General features: G+C 74.9%; 13 protein-coding genes. 6 read left to right on the top strand and 7 right to left on the bottom strand.

Going from position 1 to position 16,192, the window contains the following annotated elements:
* Window positions 1-9: 9 nt before the first annotated feature.
* Genes ACF1A5_RS24395 through ACF1A5_RS24380 form a run of 4 tightly spaced genes read right to left on the bottom strand, consistent with a single transcriptional unit; the run spans window position 10 to window position 5,111 of the window.
* Window positions 10-1,359 carry an AAA domain-containing protein gene (locus ACF1A5_RS24395; RefSeq protein ID WP_392194989.1) on the bottom strand — a complete coding sequence of 450 codons (1,350 nt, stop codon included), beginning with the start codon at window positions 1,357-1,359 and terminating at the stop codon, window positions 10-12.
* Window positions 1,356-3,005, bottom strand: a complete 1,650-nt coding sequence (locus tag ACF1A5_RS24390; protein ID WP_392194988.1) for a hypothetical protein — start codon at window positions 3,003-3,005, stop codon at window positions 1,356-1,358. The genes ACF1A5_RS24395 and ACF1A5_RS24390 overlap by 4 nt, the downstream gene beginning before the upstream one ends.
* Window positions 2,996-4,204, bottom strand: a complete 1,209-nt coding sequence (locus ACF1A5_RS24385) for a hypothetical protein (RefSeq protein WP_392195068.1) — start codon at window positions 4,202-4,204, stop codon at window positions 2,996-2,998. The genes ACF1A5_RS24390 and ACF1A5_RS24385 overlap by 10 nt, the downstream gene beginning before the upstream one ends.
* Window positions 4,155-5,111 carry a phosphatase PAP2 family protein gene (locus tag ACF1A5_RS24380; RefSeq protein WP_392194987.1) on the bottom strand — a complete coding sequence of 319 codons (957 nt, stop codon included), beginning with the start codon at window positions 5,109-5,111 and terminating at the stop codon, window positions 4,155-4,157. Before ACF1A5_RS24380 ends, ACF1A5_RS24385 begins: the two co-directional genes overlap by 50 nt.
* A 212-nt stretch (window positions 5,112-5,323) precedes the next feature.
* Here ACF1A5_RS24380 and ACF1A5_RS24375 point away from each other — a divergent pair, with 212 nt between their 5' ends.
* The gene (locus tag ACF1A5_RS24375) at window positions 5,324-5,920 is read left to right on the top strand and encodes a histidine phosphatase family protein (protein ID WP_392194986.1); all 597 of its coding nucleotides are present in this window, start codon (window positions 5,324-5,326) and stop codon (window positions 5,918-5,920) included.
* A 682-nt stretch (window positions 5,921-6,602) separates the two neighbouring features.
* Here ACF1A5_RS24375 and ACF1A5_RS24370 read toward each other — a convergent pair.
* Window positions 6,603-8,057 carry a tetratricopeptide repeat protein gene (locus tag ACF1A5_RS24370; RefSeq protein WP_392194985.1) on the bottom strand — a complete coding sequence of 485 codons (1,455 nt, stop codon included), beginning with the start codon at window positions 8,055-8,057 and terminating at the stop codon, window positions 6,603-6,605.
* A gap of 287 nt (window positions 8,058-8,344) precedes the next feature.
* On the opposite strand from ACF1A5_RS24370, the gene ACF1A5_RS24365 reads away from it, so the two are divergent.
* The gene (locus ACF1A5_RS24365) at window positions 8,345-8,782 is read left to right on the top strand and encodes a hypothetical protein (RefSeq protein WP_392195067.1); all 438 of its coding nucleotides are present in this window, start codon (window positions 8,345-8,347) and stop codon (window positions 8,780-8,782) included.
* Window positions 8,783-9,155: 373 nt separating this feature from the next.
* Window positions 9,156-10,025: a spermidine synthase gene (locus ACF1A5_RS24360; RefSeq protein ID WP_392194984.1), complete on the top strand. Its 870-nt coding sequence runs from the start codon at window positions 9,156-9,158 to the stop codon at window positions 10,023-10,025.
* 26 nt (window positions 10,026-10,051) lie between these two features.
* Here ACF1A5_RS24360 and ACF1A5_RS24355 read toward each other — a convergent pair whose 3' ends face one another.
* Window positions 10,052-10,570 carry a hypothetical protein gene (locus tag ACF1A5_RS24355; protein ID WP_392194983.1) on the bottom strand — a complete coding sequence of 173 codons (519 nt, stop codon included), beginning with the start codon at window positions 10,568-10,570 and terminating at the stop codon, window positions 10,052-10,054.
* 139 nt (window positions 10,571-10,709) lie between these two features.
* Here ACF1A5_RS24355 and ACF1A5_RS24350 point away from each other — a divergent pair, with 139 nt between their 5' ends.
* From ACF1A5_RS24350 to ACF1A5_RS24340, 3 genes are all read left to right on the top strand, one after another.
* The gene (locus ACF1A5_RS24350; protein ID WP_392194982.1) at window positions 10,710-11,414 is read left to right on the top strand and encodes a response regulator transcription factor; all 705 of its coding nucleotides are present in this window, start codon (window positions 10,710-10,712) and stop codon (window positions 11,412-11,414) included.
* On the top strand, window positions 11,411-12,814 hold the full coding sequence (locus ACF1A5_RS24345; RefSeq protein ID WP_392194981.1) for a sensor histidine kinase: 1,404 nt from the start codon (window positions 11,411-11,413) through the stop codon (window positions 12,812-12,814). The genes ACF1A5_RS24350 and ACF1A5_RS24345 overlap by 4 nt, the downstream gene beginning before the upstream one ends.
* Window positions 12,815-12,924: 110 nt before the next feature.
* Window positions 12,925-14,415, top strand: coding sequence for a cellulose binding domain-containing protein (locus ACF1A5_RS24340; RefSeq protein WP_392194980.1), 1,491 nt, complete (start codon window positions 12,925-12,927; stop codon window positions 14,413-14,415).
* Window positions 14,416-14,599: 184 nt separating this feature from the next.
* Here the strand turns inward: ACF1A5_RS24340 and ACF1A5_RS24335 are convergent, their stop codons facing one another.
* Window positions 14,600-16,045, bottom strand: a complete 1,446-nt coding sequence (locus tag ACF1A5_RS24335) for a GH1 family beta-glucosidase (protein WP_392194979.1) — start codon at window positions 16,043-16,045, stop codon at window positions 14,600-14,602.
* Window positions 16,046-16,192 lie beyond the last annotated feature (147 nt).

The raw sequence follows: 16,192 nt of genomic DNA, 5'->3' as shown, positions 1-16,192 counted from the left end.
CCCGCGGTCTCAAGGCGTCCAGGCCGCGCGATGTTCCCGCAGGTGGGCCAGTACCGCGTGGTTGGCCTCCCAGCCGTCGGGGAACTTCACCGTCACCCCCAGCTGCACCGGCTCGGTCGAGGGATGCTCGTCCAGCAGTTCGCTCACCCCCGCCCGGCACACCACGACGCAGGCGTGCCGGTGCCGGGACGCGAGCACGCACAGGCGGCCGGTCTCCAGGTGGAAGGCGGTGGCGTCGGGGCGGCCGGAGAGCGGGTGCAGGACCACCGTGACGTCGAATTCCCGGCCCTGCAGCCGGTTCGCCGTGTCCACGGTGACGTCCGAGACGCCCAGCTCTGCCAGGGCCGCCCGTACGGCCGCCGCCTGGTCGCGGTGCGCGGTGCCGACGGCGATCCGGTCGGCGGTCAGCGGGGCGGGGTCCGGCGACCGCTCCGAGGCGGTCGCGCCGCCCCGGTCCAGCAGCCGCCGTACGACCGCGGCCACCGCCCGCACCGCCTCCGGGTCGGTGCGCGGGGTGTGCCGCGCGGGAAGCTCCAGCAGGCCCCAGCCGGAGGCGGCCGCCTCGTCGATCACGCGGTCGGGGCCGGAGCCGTCCGACGGCACCGCGAAGGCCAGCCGCCGGTCGCCGTGGCCGGTGCCGCTGCGGAACGGCGTGTACGGGTAGAACGCGGCCGAGACCAGCGGCGCCGCAGAGGCCGGCAGCCGCCAGGACACCGGCAGCCGGTGCTGCGGCAGCTCGGGGTTGTGCGCGAGCAGTGTCGTCACGGCGGATGCCGAGGGGTCGTACGACAGCCCCGCCCACTGCTCGCTGCCGACGATCGAGAACGGATCCAGCTGCCCGGGGTCGCCCACGAAGAGGGCCCGCTCGAACAGCCCCGCCACGGCGAGCAGCGCGTCCGAGCGCATCTGGTAGGCCTCGTCCACGATCGCGTGCCGCCACGGCTCGTCGGTCTTCACGTGTGCCCACTTCGCGGCGGTCGACAGCACCACGTCCAGACCGGCGAGGTCGGCGGCCTTGGCCGACTTCCGTACGTTCGGCAGGGCGTCCAGCGCCTTGTCGTAGGCGTCGGTGTCGCTGCTGTGCAGCCGTCCGACCGGCAGCTCGGGGTTCTTCTCCGCCAGCCGCAGGACCAGGTCGTCCACCTGGGCGTTGGTCTGCGCGACCACCATCAGCGGGCGCCCGGCGGCGGCCAGTTCCAGCGCCGCGCGCACCACGAGGGTGGACTTGCCGGCGCCGGGCGGGGAGTCCACGACGACGCCGCGGTGCGCGCCGTGCAGGGTGTCCTGGAGGATCGCCCCGGTGGCACGGGCGGCCGCCGCGCCGGGGTCGAAGGCGGTCTCCGGGGCGTGGGTGGTCACAGGGCGTCCTCCTCGGTCACCGGGTCGGCGGCTTCGGGCGCGGAGGCCTCGCCCGGCGGGCCGCCGTGGGTCCACGGGGTCTGCTCCGGGTCGGGCAGCTTCGCGCCGCCTCGCTGCTCGTGCTCGAAGAGCGTGAAGCAGAGGCGGTCGCCCTTCTCCGGCACGGACCCGGCCGCGGGCTCCTTGCCGCGGCCCATCTTGTCGAGGACGCGGAGGACGACCAGGGCGCCGCCGGTGCCGTCCGCCCCCGCGGCCCCCTCCGTGACCTCCGTGCCGTCCGCACCGTCGTCCGCGTACCCGACGAACTCGGCCGACTGCGGCTTGCCGCCCAGCGAGCGGTACACCCTGGCCCGCTCGCCCAGGTGCGGCCGGTCCTCCGTGCGCACGGTGACCAGGGGCCGCGGACTTGGGCGCCTGCCCTCGCCGTACGCCATGACGACGTCCGTGACCTCGCCCGCGAACGCCTCCCCGGCCAGCCGGCGCCCGGCCATCACCAGCGGATCGTCCAGCGCCTCCTGTGCCTCCAGGCGCGCCTGCTCGCGCTCGCGGGTGGCGAGCTTGTTCGCCGCGGTGACGGCGTCGTCGTGGCGCGGCTGTGGGGGCTCCCCGGCGAGGACGCGGTCGCGGTGCCCGGTGAACGACCAGCGGTCGCGCGTCCACCGCTCCTCGACATGCGCCCCCTCGGGCAGCGCCCGCAGCAGGTCGAGCCCCTCCCACACCGCGTCCCAGGCCGGGCGCGTACGGCTCTCGACGAGGGCGCGGATCTCGTGCTCGGCCGCGGTCAGGGCGCCGAGCCGGTCGTCCGCCTCCAGACCGTCCTCGGCGGCGGCCAGGGCGGTGCGGGCACGGTCGTAGCGCTCGATGGCGGGGGCGAGCAGCTTGTTGTCGAACGCCGGGTCGGTGGCCGGGCCCGCGGGCGGGCACAGCAACTGCCCGGTCGCGTCCCGGGCGAGCTCCGCCCGCAGCGCGGCCTCCGCCCCCGAGACGCCCTCCGGCGGGGCGATCCAGGCCAGCAGGGCCCCGAGGTGCTGGTCCTCCAGACTGGACTGGCCGGTGATCCAGTGCCCGGCCAGGACGTCGCTCAGCGCCAGCAGCAGCGAGGAGCCGGGCACCCGGGCCCGCTCGCCGAAGTGGGTCAGCCACCGCCCGAGCAGCGGCACCCGGGGCGGCGCCGGATGCGGCGCCTCCGGCTCCTGCTCGGCGGTGCGCCGGAAGCGCATGGAACGCCCGAGCAGCCGTACGAAGTCGACGCCCGCGCGACTCGGCACGATCAACTGGGGGGCGTCTGCGCACAGTTCGACCTCGACCTTGACCCGCTTGCCGGTCTCCGGGTCGGTCTCGCTGCGCTCGGCGGCCTCGACCGTCCCGGCGTACGCGTCGATGTACGGCAGGACCACGTCGGCCAGTTCGGCGAGGAACGCGAACCTCAGGTCGCGGTCGCGCGGCTGCGGCACGGCCAGCAGCCGCGGCGCGGCCCGGTCCGTGCCGACCAGCGCGCCGAGCGGGGCGCCCGCCTCACCGGCGGTGGTCAGCGGCACGAACACCAGCGGGTGCGCGGACAGATGCCGGTGCCGGACCGTCGCGGCGGGCTGGGCGCGCCCGGACCGCACGGCCTCCAGCCGGCCGAGGGTGGCGATCAGCGACACGGGGCCACCTCCCGGCCGTCGGCGCGGGACGGATCGTCCCCCGCGGTGCCCGGCGGGCGGTGTCCGGCGTCCGCGAGCGCCTCCGCGCGCAGGGCGGCCGCCCGCCGCAGCGCGGCGACCGCCGGGTCGTCCGGGTCGCCCGCCTCGCCGTGGGCCGCCGCCAGGACGTCCTCGACCGTGGTCAGTCCGCCCAGTTCGGCGCGGACCGAGCGGCCCAGGGAGGTCACCGCGCCGGCCGCGCGAGACCGTGCGCGGCAGTGGAAGGCCAGCTCGCAGGCGGCCAGGCACTCGGGTGCGTACGCCGCCGGGACCGCCTCGACCGCCGCCGTCAGCTCGTCCGGCGGCAACTCGGGGGAGAAGCAGACCCCTTCGGGGAGCGCGTCGGCGATGTCCTCGACGCGCGTCAGCCGCGCCAGTTGGCGGGCCGTCACCGCGCGCTGCTTGCGGACGTCCACGGGGGAGGCGGTGGGCAGGTTGGAGAAGTCCTTGGGGCACACGAGCAGCACCTGGTGCCGCACGGACGGGGCAGGGTCCAGCCGGGCGGCGACGTCCTCCAGCGCCAGCACGTACACCGCCGACTGCCGGGCGGCCGCGCCCACCTTCGCCGGGTCCGCTGAACCGTCCAGCATCGGGAACGACTTGATCTCGACGACCGTCCAGCCGCCGTCCGGGTGCACCACCACCGCGTCCGGCTCCAGGAAGGCGGGGGAGCCCGCCACGTCCAGCGCGAGCATCGGATGGTCGAGCAGCGTCCACGCGCCCGTGCCCGTGCCCGAGTTCGTGTCCGCACCGGTCGCCTCGCGCAGTGCCAGTGCCGTACGCGCCGCGCGTCCCTCGGGACCGGCGGCCGTCAGGTCGGGCACCTGGGCCTGCCCCGGCGGTTCGGCGCCCGGGTCCAGCGTCCGGTGCACCAGTCGCAGCAGCTCCGCGCCGCCGTCCGCCTTGACCCGCGCCTCGAACGCGTTGCCCCGCATGAAGGCGAACTGGGACTGCCCGAAGCCGGAAGGCGTGCCGAGCGCGCCGGCCAGCGCCGCCTTGTCCACTCCCGCGCCGTCCAGGATCGCGCGCCGTCTGCAGCCCGGGTTCGCGGCGAGCGCCGCGAGGGCGCGGGCGTCCAGCGCCCTGGCCGGTACGCCGGGGCCGCGCAGTTCAGCGAGCCGGTGCCGGAGCGCCGTCCCCCGCGTCCGTGGGGGAGGCACCCGGCTCGGCTCCGGGTCCGAACCGCGACTCGCGCTGCCGTGGAATTCGCTCACCCGGGGAAGTCTGGCATCCGCCACTGACAATCGAGGAACCCGCGACGGGAGCGGCGCCCGCGACGGCCGTGACCCGGGCCGCGGGCACGGCCGCGCGGACCCGGTCCGCGGCGCGCAGCACGTACGGCGTCAGCAGCAGCCCGGCGCCCATCACGGCCACGCCCGCGACCGCGTCCAGGGAGTAGTGGTTCGCGGTGCCCATCACCACGAGCGCGGTCAGCAGCGGATAGCCGACGCCCGCCGCCTTCGCCGTCCGCGTGCCGCCGTGGCGCCACAGCATCACCCCGCACCACAGCGCCCAGCCCACGTGCAGGCTCGGCATGGCCGCGTACTGGTTCGTCATACCGCCCAGGCCCCGCGGGGCGCTGGCCTGGCCGCCCCACCAGCCGTACGAGCTGTACTGGGCCATCGTGTCCACGAAGCCGTGGCCCGGCGAGAGCAGGCGGGGCGGGCAGGTCGGCACCAGGGTGAAGCCGATCAGCCCGATGAAGGTGGACGTCATCAGCCAGGTGCGGGCCGCGCGGTACAGCCCGGTGCGCGTCCTGAACAGCCACACCAGGATCGCGGGCGTGACCAGGTAGTGCAGGGACGCGTACCAGAAGTCGGCCGGGACGCCGAGCCACGCCTCGTGCGTGAACAGGCGGTTGAGCGGGTGCTCGGCGTTGAGGTGCAGCAGTTTCTCGGCGCGCAGGATCGCCAGGCCGTGACCGACGGCGGAGGAGACGTCGCCGCGGGCGAGGAGCCGCCCCGCCGAGTAGCACCCGTACACCAGCACGATCAGTGGCAGCTCGGTCCACCATCGCAGCCGGATCCGCGGGGCCGTCCCGGTGCCCGGTGCCTCGGTCTGAAGCATCCGATGCCCCTCCCCCTGATCGATGTGATCGATGTCCCCCCGGCGCCCGGTGCGGCCCGGCCGGACGTGTCACCTTACGGTGTATGCGCCCCCTCCGGAGGGGGCGCCCCCGGCCCTGATAGACGCCGGGATCGCCCCCCGGGTTGCCCGCGTGGGGCGTGCGCGATGATGGGAGGAATTCACCCCACGTTCTCTCCCGGAAGGTCTTCTTCATGGCACCGCGCATCCTGCTGGCCCGGCACGGACAGACCGCGTGGTCGCTGTCCGGCATGCACACCGGCAGGACCGACGTCCCCCTCCTGGAGGAGGGCCGGCGCGGCGCCAAGCTGCTCGGCGAGCGGCTGCACCGGGCGCCGTTCGACGGCCTGCCCGGGGTCGAGGTCCGCACCAGTCCGCTGGTCCGCGCGCGCGAGACGTGCGAACTCGCCGGGTTCGGCGACCGCGCGGCGCGCTGGGACACCCTCATGGAGTGGGACTACGGCGCCTACGAGGGCATGACGCCGGAGGAGATCAAGGCCGAGCGGCCGGGCTGGCTCATCTGGCGGGACGGTGTTCCACACGGTGAGAGCCTCGCCGAGGTGACCGCGCGCGCGGACGAGGTGGTGGCCTGGGCGCGGGCCGAGGACCGTGACGTGCTGGTCTTCGCGCACGGGCACATCCTGCGCTCGATCGGCGCGCGCTGGCTGGGCCTCCCGCTGGACTTCGCGGCCCGGATACGGCTCAACCCGACGTCCCTGTCCGTCCTCGGCTGGGCCTACGGCGAACCGGCGATCGAGAGCTGGAACGACCTGGGGCACCTGGCGGCGTAGTACCGGGGGCCGCCCCGCCCCCTGCCTGCCGCTGGGCGCGCCGCCCACGGGCGCCCGCCCGGTGGTGCGCCGGCCTGGTGGTGCGCCGGCCTGGTGGTGCGCCGGCCTGGTGGTGCGCCGGCCTGGTGGTGCGCCGGTCAGGTGGTGCGCCGGCCCGGTGGTGCGCCGGCCTGGTGGTGCGCCGCCCTGGCGCGGAGCGGGCGTCACTTCTCGACCGGCGCGAGCGTGTCGACTCCGGCGTGGCGCAGGGTTTTCGCTGCTCGGTGCGCCGCGCGCCTCGGACGGTGAGCCTCGCGATCGCGGGCCATCCGCGCGCAGCCCGCAGCCCGCAGCCCGCAGCCCGCAGCCTGGCGCGTCTGCCCTCCGCGTCCCGTTGCCCGTCGCCCGCCTCCCGTCGCCTGCAGCCTCCCGCCCGTCGTCCGCGGCCTCCCGCCCGCCGCTCGGCTTCTGCTCCTCGCGGCCCGCGGCCCGCCGCCCGCCGCCTGGCGCGTCCGCCGCCCGCGTCCCGTCGCCTGCAGCCTCCCGCCCGTCGTCCGCGGCCTCCCGCCCGCCGCTCGGCTTCTGCTCCTCGCGGCCCGCAGCCCGCCGCCCGCCGTCTGCCGTCCGCCGCTGTCGAACCCGGGGCCGGCGCGCCCGGGTGTCCGCACCGCGCCGTGCGGGGCGCGCTCGCCGCGTTCGCGGCTCACGCCGTCCGCGGCGCGTTCGCGTGGCGTTCCAGGAAGACGGACACTCCCGACGCCCGCCGGTGCGGCAGCAGCACCCGTGCCGTGCCCGCCAGCATCGTCTGGATGCGCGACGACTGGACCTCCTCCAGCAGGTCCAGCACCCGCATCCCGGCCGTCGCCGCCTCGTCTGGACGCCCCCCGCGCGCGAGGTCGTCGGCCAACTCGGCGGTGTAGAGCGCGATGTTCCGGGTGAAGTGCGGATCCTGGAGCTGCGCCGCGCGGCGCGCGTGCCGGGCCGCCCGCGGCCAGTCGCCCAGCGTCGACCAGCACTGCGCCTCCAGGCCCTCCAGCTCGGCCTCGCCGTAGAAGCTCATCCACTCGGGGTCGGCGTCCGAGGTGCCCCGCTCGAACAGCGCCTGGGCGCGGGCGAGCGCCTGCTCGCACGCGGTGCGGTCGGCGAGCCCCGCCCAGCCGCCCGCCTCACGCAGCGCGAGCAGTGACATCAGACGCGCGGAGCCCAGCCCGCGCGCGATGCGCTGCGCCGCCTGCGCCGCCCGCACCGCCTCCCGGGGCCGTCCGGTGTCCCGCGCGAGGAACGCCGTGTTGCAGAACGCGTGCGCCTCCAGGGCCGCGTCCCCGGTCATCCGGGCGGTCGCGAGCGCCTCCGCGTAGTGCGAGCGGGCGTCGTCGAAGCGCCCCGAGTCGTGCGCCAGCCAGCCTACGGAGATGGCCAGTTCACCCGCGCCGGAGTGCAGCCGGTCGGCGGTGGTCTGCCGGGTGGCACCGGCGTCGAGCAGCGCGTACGCGGCGCGCAGCGGAGCGGCGGCGCGCCGGTAGAGGCCGTCGGCGCCGTGCCGGTCGTCGAGCAACCGGATTCTGCGGACGGCCTCTTCGAGGGCGCTCGCCTCGCCCGACCCGGCGCGGCGGACGGGGCGGTCCGCGGCCGAAGCGTCGAAGGCGAGCCCCAGGGGGCCCAGCGAGGCGGCGGCCACCGTGGCGCCCCCGCGGGTCATGAATGCGCGACGCAGCACGTCGCTCTCCTCGTGGTCTTCGTGCGGGTGGTACGGGTCGTGCGGGTTCTGCGTGTCATACGGGTGGGTCGCCCCTCGCGTTTCATGCCGGGCGCCCGCGGGGCTCGTGGTGCACGAGGGGGGCGCGTCGTCCGTGGAAGCGCGCGCCCCGCGTCCGCGCACGGAGGAGCGCGGCGCGAATCCCAGGTCGGCCAGCGTGCTGCCGGGGAACATGTGCAAGAACACCCGTTCGTATGCGTAGTTGGGGCAGCGGATCTCACCCGCCTCGACCCGGCCGATGTAGCGCGCGTCACAACTGACCCGCTCGCCGATCTCGCGGGCCGCCCGCCGCACCGCCGCGGCGAACTCCGCCGGCGAGCGCTGTCCGCGCAGCCGTCGGAAGGCGAGATTCGGCCGCGATGGCCGGGGGGACTGAGACGAGGTCACCGCTGACGACGCCATGGCCGGGCCCTCTCTGCGAACCGTCGAACCGTGCCGGTTTCGGGGTGAGTTGTCCGAGTGGCACCCTTGGTTCCGGCGAGCAAGAACGTACCTGCTGCATCTGGTCCGCCATGCGGTGTTTGGCTACAAACCGGATATCTCATCCACGATCTGCCATGAACTGCCATCCTTTGCGGCTGACTTCCGCCGTAGCGGTTGACGCCCTGCCGCGTTGTACCCCGTGGACCGGGAGCCGCCGGACTCCCGACCCGCTCGCCCATGAGGAGGGTTCCGTGAGGGAAGCACGGATGGACACCGACCAGAGCGTCGACCCTGGTGTGCTGTCGGCGGTGGCCTGGCCCCTGCCGACCGCGCCGAGCGACGGGCCGCCGGGGGCGCAGGCCGCGTGCGACCTGGTGACGGTGCCCGCCCGGCAGGGACTGGAGGCGGTGGACATCCTGCGCCGCGGCGCGGGCGACGCGGTCGGGCCCGTACTGCACGACGACGGGAGCGACACGCTCGGGTTCGTGGTCCCGGCCGGCACGGCCGCCGGATGGGACGTGCCGGGGAGCACGTGCACCGGGACCGACGGGCAGGGGCTCCGGCTGGTCCCGGAACCGGCGGTGCGGAGGGCGGACTGGCTGCTCCCGCCCGGTGAGGCCGATCCCGCGACGGATCCCGCGGTGCTGCGGCGGGCCCTGGGCGAGGCGGCGCGAATGATCGAGGCCGCGGACCGCTGCTGCTGAGCCGCGGAGGCGGACCGCCGGGCCGCTGCCTCCGTCGATCCGAGAACGGGCACGTTCGGGTGGCGGCAGCCTCCGCCGAGTCGCGCACCGTCACGGTCGAGTGGCGGCAGCCTCCGTCGATCCGAGAACGGGCACGTTCGAGTGGCGGCAGCCTCCGCCGAGTCGCTCACTGTCACGTTCGAGTGGCGGCAGCCTCCGCCGAGTCGCGCACCGTCACGGTCGAGCCGCGACAGCCTCCGTAGAGCCGCGCGCGGCCGTCACCGGGTAGCGGACCGTCTGCGCCGAGCGGCGGAGAGCCGCCGTCGGCAGGTGCCGGCGGCGGCCGCCCTCCGCGCCGATCGCCGAGGCCTCCGGCACCCCCGATAATGGTGTGGTGGGAAAGTCCAGGAGCGTCCGCCGTGGGCGCGGCGCCGTCGAAGCCGTCGTCGAGCAGGTCGACGGTGGGCTCGCCGAACTCATACCCGACCGGGAGCGGGCGCGGGTCTGGACCCTGCTGATCGACGGCGCACCACAGTCGCACGTCGACCTCGACGACCCGGCCCGCCTCTCCTTCGAGTACCAGCGGCGGCTCGGGCACGTCATCGACCTCGCCGCCCCCGCCGGGAAGCCGGTCCACGCGGTGCACCTCGGCGGCGGGGCGTTCACCCTCGCGCGGTACGTCGCCGCCACCCGCCCCCGGTCCACCCAGCAGGTCGTCGAGCGCGATGCCGCCCTCGTGCAACTGGTCCGCCGCGAGCTGCCGTTGGACCCGAACGCCCGGATGCGGGTGCGCTCCACGGACGCCCGGGAGGGGCTGGCCAAGGTGCCGGAGGGGTGGGCCGACCTCGTCATCGCGGACGTGTTCAGCGGAGCCCGCACCCCCGGTCACCTCACCTCGACGGAGTTCCTCGACGAGGTCCGCAGGGCCCTGAGGCCGGGCGGGGTCTACGCCGCCAACCTCGCCGACGGGCCGCCGCTCGCCCATCTGCGCGGTCAGATCGCCACCGCGGCCGCCCGGTTCGCGCAGCTCGCCCTGGTCGCCGACCCGGCCGTGCTACGGGGCAAGCGGTTCGGCAACGCGGTGCTCGTCGCCTCCGACCTGCCGCTGCCTGTCGCCGAACTGACCCGCCGGGCCGCCTCCGACCCGCATCCCGGCCGCGTCGAGCACGGCAGGGCCCTCACCGACTTCACCGGCGGCGCCCCCCCGGTGACCGACGCCGCCGCGGTGGCCTCCCCGGCCCCGCCCGCCTCGGTCTTCCGCTGACCGGGCGCCCCGGACTCCGACAGTGCCTAGTAGGTGCCCACCTCCACGTGCGGCGGTCCGTCGTGCCAGGTGCAGAACACCGACACCCGGCCGGCGCCCGAGGTGAACTCCACGCGGATCCAGGACGCGGTCTTCCAGACCTGCATCGACCAGCCCGTGCCCGGAGTCGCCGAGACCAGGGAGGCGGAGGCCGGTCCGAGGTCGAACACCACCCGGCCGCCGTCGGTGTCATAACTCCTGACCCGGCCCGCGTCGCCGGGGGAGGGGCTCGGGCCGGGGGACGCCGGCTTCGTGGCGGTGGGGGCCGACGGGCGGGGCGACCGGCCCGGTCGCGCCGGCGCGCTCTTCGACGGAGCCGGCCGGCGGGTCGAGGAGGCGCGGGGATCCGACGCCGGAGCGGCAGCGCCGGCCGCGGTGATCGGCAGCGCGCGCGGCGGGTCGTAGGCCGTGCCCGCCATCACGGTGTGGACGCCCCACCACGACAGCGTGACCGCCGCGCCCGTGGCGAGCGACCACGCCAGTACGTGAACGAGTCCTCTGCGCATCGCGGCCATACTGCCTCACCCGTCCCACCCGTGTCCCCCGAGCGCGGTCGGGGTGAGGTTGTCCACAGGCCCTGGGCGGCGAGGGGGAGTTGTCCACAGGCCCGCACCCGCTCCGCCCGCATGGCGTACGGTGCGGCGCATGGCAAGTGTGCTCGTTGTCGAGGACGACCAGTTCGTACGCTCGGCGCTGATCCGGCACCTGACCGACGCCTCGCACACCGTGCGCAGCGTCGGTACGGCACTGGAGGCGCTGCGCGAGGTCGCCCATTTCCACTTCGACGTGGTGATCCTGGACCTCGGACTGCCCGACCTGGACGGCTCCGAGGCCCTGAAGATGCTGCGCGGCATCACCGACGTCCCCGTCATCATCGCCACCGCGCGGGACGACGAGGCGGAGATCGTCCGGCTGCTCAACGCCGGGGCGGACGACTACCTGACCAAGCCCTTCTCCGTCGAGCACCTCTCCGCGCGCATGGCCGCCGTGCTGCGCCGCTCCCGCTCCGGCGCCGGGGACACCCCGCCGTCCACCGTGATCCGCGTCGGCGGCCTGACCCTCGACCCGCTGCGCCGCCAGGCCGAGTTGGACGGGGCGCGCCTGGACCTCACGCGCCGCGAGTTCGACCTGCTCGCCTTCCTGGCCGGCCGTCCCGGAGTCGTCGTCCCGCGCAAGGAGCTGCTGGCCGAGGTGTGGCAGCAGTCCTACGGCGACGACCAGACCATCGACGTCCATCTGTCATGGCTGCGGCGGAAGTTGGGGGAGACCGCCGCACGGCCCCGCTATCTGCACACCCTGCGCGGTGTCGGCGTGAAGCTGGAGCCCCCGGGAGCGGAGCCGCCGCGATGAGATGGGCACTGGTCAAGGTCTGTCTGGCCGTCACCGCGATGGTCGTGGTCGCCTTCGCCGTCCCGCTGGGGCTGGTGGTCAAGGAGATGGCCCGGGACCGCGCGTTCTCCAACGCGGAGCGGCAGGCGGCGGCGGTCGCCCCCGCACTGTCCATCACCACCGAGCGGGACCAGTTGGAGCGGGTCGTCGCCTCGGCGGGCTCGGACACCGAAATGGCCGTGCACATCCCGGCGGTCGACGGCCAGGCGGCCGTCGACATCGGGCGCAGGCGCGCCGCGGGCGAGGACATCGAGACCGTGCGGAAGCTGGGCCGCGCCTCTACCACCGAGGTGCCCGGCGGCTCCACGCTCCTGCAGCCGGTCGCGCTCAGCTCCGGCGCGATCGCGGTGGTCGAGGTCTACGTCCCCGAGTCCGAGGTCAGCAACGGTGTCGGCACGGCCTGGGCGGTGCTCGCCGCGGTCGGCGTGGCCCTCGTCGTCGGCTCTGTCGCCGTCGCCGACCGGCTGGGCGTCCGGATGGTGCAGCCCGCGCAGCGGCTCGCCGAGGGCGCGCACGAGCTGGGGGAGGGCAAGCTGGGCGCCCGGGTGCCCGAGGAGGGGCCGACCGAACTGCGCCTGGCCGCCGTCGCGTTCAACTCCATGGCCGACCAGGTCGTCCAGCTGCTGGCCAACGAGCGGGAGCTGGCGGCCGACCTGTCCCACCGGCTGCGCACCCCGCTGACCGTGCTCCGGCTGAACGCGGCCTCACTCGGCGAGGGACCGGCCGCCGAGCAGACCCGGGAGGCGGTCGCCCAGCTGGAGCGCGAGGTCGACACCATCATCCGGACCGCGCGGGAGGCCAAGCCGCAGACGGCGGCCGCCGGACCCGGCGCCGGATGCGACGCGGCCGAAGTGGTCCGGGAGCGGATGGAGTTCTGGTCGGCGCTCGCCGAGGACGAGGGACGCAAGTGGCGGCTGGCCGGCGTCGAGCGGCCGGTGCGCATACCCGTGGCCCGAGCCGACCTGGCCGCCGCCCTGGACGCCCTGCTCGGCAACGTCTTCCGGCACACCTCCGAGGGCACGGCCTTCGCGGTCGACGTGCACAACGGCGACGACGCGGTGATCGTGCTCGTCTCCGACGCCGGCCCCGGCATACCCGACCCCGAGGCGGCCATGGCGCGCGGCCGTGGCTCCGGCGCCGACGGCTCCACGGGGCTCGGCCTGGACATAGTGCGCCGGCTGGCCGAGGCGACCGGCGGTGACGTGCGGATCGGCTCGTCCGTGCTGGGCGGCACGGAGGTGCGGATCTGGATCCAGCTGGACGGACGGCAACCGGTGCGCCGGGGGCACCGGGGCACCGTGCGCCGCCGCCGGCCGGGCAAATTGGTCTCGACCTTTAACCGTCCCCGATCCCTCCCTTAAGCGCACCCTAAGATCCTCGACAGCCGTCCCGTTCAAGCCGTTTGCCCGATTCCGGGTCGCTAGCGTGCTGCCGCATCCCACCCCCCGTGAACAGCGAAGGCAGGCACGCGATGAGCACGCACCGGCGACGTATCAGTGGCAGGAACAAGGCGATCGGCGGTCTCGTCGCCGCGGCCGCGGTCGGCGGCGGCGCGCTCGTGTTCACCGGCATCGCGCAGGCCGCGGGCGTCGGCGCCGCGTACACGAAGACCAGCACATGGTCGACCGGGTACACCGCGCAGTACGCCGTCACCAACAACACCGGCCAGGACGAGAAGGACTGGACGCTGGAGTTCGACCTCCCCGCGGGCAGCAGGCTCGGCTCGCTGTGGAACGCCGAGTCGAGCGTCAGCGGGCAGCACGTCACCGTGAAGCCCGCGAAGTGGGACACCGACGGCCTCGCCCCCGGCAAGTCCGTCACCGTCGGCTTCGTGGTCGACGGCACCGGCGACCCGGCCGGCTGCCGTATCGACGGCGCCTCGTGCTCCGCCGACGGCGGGGCCACCCCGGAGCCGAGCGGCCGCCCGACCCGGTCCGCCACCCCGGCCCCCACCGCCACCCCCACCCGGTCCGGCACACCGACCGTCACCGCGAAGCCGACCGCCACACCCACCCCGACGGCCACCGCCTCGCCCTCGCCCTCGCAGAGCACGGGCACCGGCACGAAGGCCGCGGCCGGCTTCGCGCCGTACGTCGACACCTCGCTCTACCCGGCGTTCGACCTGCTCGCGAGCGCCGACGCCACCGGCGTGAAGAACTACAACCTCGCCTTCGTCACCGACGGCGGCGGCTGCACCCCGAAGTGGGGCGGCGTGACCGACCTCGCCGGCGACGGCGTCGCGGCCCAGATCGGCGCGCTGCGCGCCAAGGGTGGAGACGTGCGCGTCTCCTTCGGCGGCGCCTCGGGCACGGAGCTGGCGACCACGTGCTCCTCGCCGGACACGCTGGCCGCCGCCTACGGCAAGGCCGTGGACGAGTTCAAGCTGACGAAGGTCGACTTCGACGTCGAGGGCGGCGCGCTGCCCAACACGGCCGCCAACACCCGCCGGGCGCAGGCCATCGCCAAGCTCCAGCAGCAGCACCCCGGCCTGGACGTCTCCCTCACCCTCCCCGTCATGCCCGAGGGCCTGACCCAGGACGGCGTGAACCTGCTGTCCGACGCCAAGTCCCGCGGCGTGCGGATCTCCGCCGTCAACATCATGGCCATGGACTACGGCGCCTCCTACAACGGCGACATGGGCACCTACGCCGAGCAGGCCGCCACCGCCACCCAGGCCCAGATCAAGGGTGTCCTCGGCCTGTCCGACAGCGCCGCCTGGAAGACGGTCGCCGTCACCCCGATGATCGGCGTCAACGACGTCTCCACCGAGGTCTTCAAGGTCGACGACGCCTCCCAGCTGGTGAACTTCGCCCGGTCCAAGGGCATCGGCGCGCTGTCGATGTGGTCGGCGGCCCGGGACAAGCAGTGCGCCGGCGGGCCCAAGCCCACCGCCGACGCGACGTGCAGCTCCGTCGCCCAGGAGAAGTTCGCCTTCTCGAAGGCCTTCGGCGCCTTCAACTGAGGGGTCGAAGAGCCGGATTCCCCAGGTCCGGCCGGGGCGCGGCACTCCCCTAGGTCTTCTGTGCCGCGCCCCGCCCCCCGGTTCAGCCGACGCCGGATGCCCGGATGCCCGGATGCCCGGAGGCCCGGAGGCCCGGACGTCCGGATGCCCGGATGCCCGGACGTCCGGATGCCCCCGGCCGCCGTCAGACGCCGTCGACCGGGGCGAGTTCCCCGCTCCGGGCGGCCTTGGAGTACCACAGTGCGCTGGACTTGGGCGTCCGGGCGAGCGTCGCGTAGTCCACGTACACCGCGCCGAACCGCTTGCCGTAGCCGTAGGCCCACTCGAAGTTGTCCATCAGGGACCACAGGTAGTACCCGCGCACGTCCGCGCCGTCCGTGATGGCCCGGCGGACCGCCGCCAGGTGGCCGCGCAGGTAGGCGATGCGTTCCGGGTCGTGCACCCGGCCGTCCGCGTCCATCTTGTCGTCGTAGGCGGCGCCGTTCTCCGTGATGTAGAGCGGCAGGCCGGGCGCCTCCCGCGTGTAGCGCATGATCAGCTCGTGCAGACCCGTCGGGTCGATCGTCCAGCCCATCTCCGTGCGGTCGCCCGGCGTCTGGTGGAACATCACGTCGTCCGCGCCCGGCCACGGCGAGAACGCGCTTGGTCCGTGGCCGTCCGCGCGCGGGCCCTCCGCCGCCGCGTCGGCCGCCGACACCAGCGCCGGGGTGTAGTAGTTGAGACCGAGGGCGTCCAGCGGCTGGTTGATGCTCCCCAGGTCGCCGTCGAGGACGTACGACCAGTCGGTGATCGACGAGGTCGCCTCCAGGAGCGTGGCCGGGTAGGCCCCGTGCAGCATCGGGCCGTGGAAGACGCCGTTGGCCAGGTCGTCGATCCTCCGGGCCGCCCCCAGGTCCGCCGGGTCCTGCGAGACGGGCCGTACCACGGAGGAGTTGAGGCTGACGGCGACCGTGTTGCGTGCGGGCATCACCGACCGCAGCGCCTGCGTGCCCAGCCCGTGCGCCAGGTTCAGATGGTGGGCCGCGCGCAGCGAGGCCTGCGGGTCCGTGCGGCCGGGCGCGTGCACCCCGGAGCCGTAGCCCAGGAAGGCGCTGCACCACGGCTCGTTGAGCGTGATCCACTGCTCCACCCGGTCGCCGAGCGCCTCCCCCACCATCTGCGCGTACTCGGCGAAGCGCAGGGCGGTGTCCCGCTCCGGCCAGCCGCCCGCGTCCTCCAGCTCCTGCGGCAGGTCCCAGTGGTAGAGCGTGACCGCGGGTTTGATCCCGTGGGCGAGCAGCTCGTCGACCAGGCGGCGGTAGAAGTCCAGGCCCACCTGGACGGCGGGGCCGCGGCCCGTGGGCTGCACACGCGGCCAGGAGACGGAGAAGCGGTAGGCGTTCAGGCCCAGCTCCGCCATCAGCGCCACGTCCTCGCGGTAGCGGTGGTAGTGGTCGACAGCGATGTCACCGGTCTCGCCGCCGGCTGTCTTTCCCGGCGTATGGCTGAAGGTGTCCCAGATCGAGGGGGTGCGGCCGTCCTCCCGCACCGCCCCCTCGATCTGGTAAGCGGAGGTCGCCGCGCCCCAGAGGAAGGAGGGAGGGAAGGTCACCGGGGTCACCGGGGTCACCTGCTGTGCGGACTCAGACATGGAAGCGCTCCCAGAGGAGGTCGTTCGGACCGACGGGTAGGGGGAGGGAAAGAAGGAGGGGAGAGAAGAAGAAAGGGGGGGAGAACAAGGGGCCGAGGCTTCGGTGACCCGGCCCCCTGGGGTGTCTGCGGTGCGCGGGCTGCGTAC

Source organism: Streptomyces sp. NPDC014864 (assembly GCF_043081525.1).
In the GTDB taxonomy this organism is placed as follows: Bacteria; Actinomycetota; Actinomycetes; order Streptomycetales; family Streptomycetaceae; genus Streptomyces.
This window is presented reverse-complemented; position numbering and strand designations above follow the sequence as displayed.

What these genes read in the sequence shown, in the direction of transcription:
- ACF1A5_RS24340 (WP_392194980.1), top strand. Translation starts at nt 12,925, where the DNA reads ATGAGCACGCACCGGCGACGTATCAGTGGCAGGAACAAGGCGATCGGC.
- ACF1A5_RS24370 (WP_392194985.1), bottom strand. Translation starts at nt 8,057, where the DNA reads ATGGCGTCGTCAGCGGTGACCTCGTCTCAGTCCCCCCGGCCATCGCGG.
- ACF1A5_RS24375 (WP_392194986.1), top strand. Translation starts at nt 5,324, where the DNA reads ATGGCACCGCGCATCCTGCTGGCCCGGCACGGACAGACCGCGTGGTCG.
- ACF1A5_RS24365 (WP_392195067.1), top strand. Translation starts at nt 8,345, where the DNA reads ATGGACACCGACCAGAGCGTCGACCCTGGTGTGCTGTCGGCGGTGGCC.
- ACF1A5_RS24380 (WP_392194987.1), bottom strand. Translation starts at nt 5,111, where the DNA reads ATGCTTCAGACCGAGGCACCGGGCACCGGGACGGCCCCGCGGATCCGG.
- ACF1A5_RS24350 (WP_392194982.1), top strand. Translation starts at nt 10,710, where the DNA reads ATGGCAAGTGTGCTCGTTGTCGAGGACGACCAGTTCGTACGCTCGGCG.
- ACF1A5_RS24355 (WP_392194983.1), bottom strand. Translation starts at nt 10,570, where the DNA reads ATGCGCAGAGGACTCGTTCACGTACTGGCGTGGTCGCTCGCCACGGGC.
- ACF1A5_RS24335 (WP_392194979.1), bottom strand. Translation starts at nt 16,045, where the DNA reads ATGTCTGAGTCCGCACAGCAGGTGACCCCGGTGACCCCGGTGACCTTC.
- ACF1A5_RS24345 (WP_392194981.1), top strand. Translation starts at nt 11,411, where the DNA reads ATGAGATGGGCACTGGTCAAGGTCTGTCTGGCCGTCACCGCGATGGTC.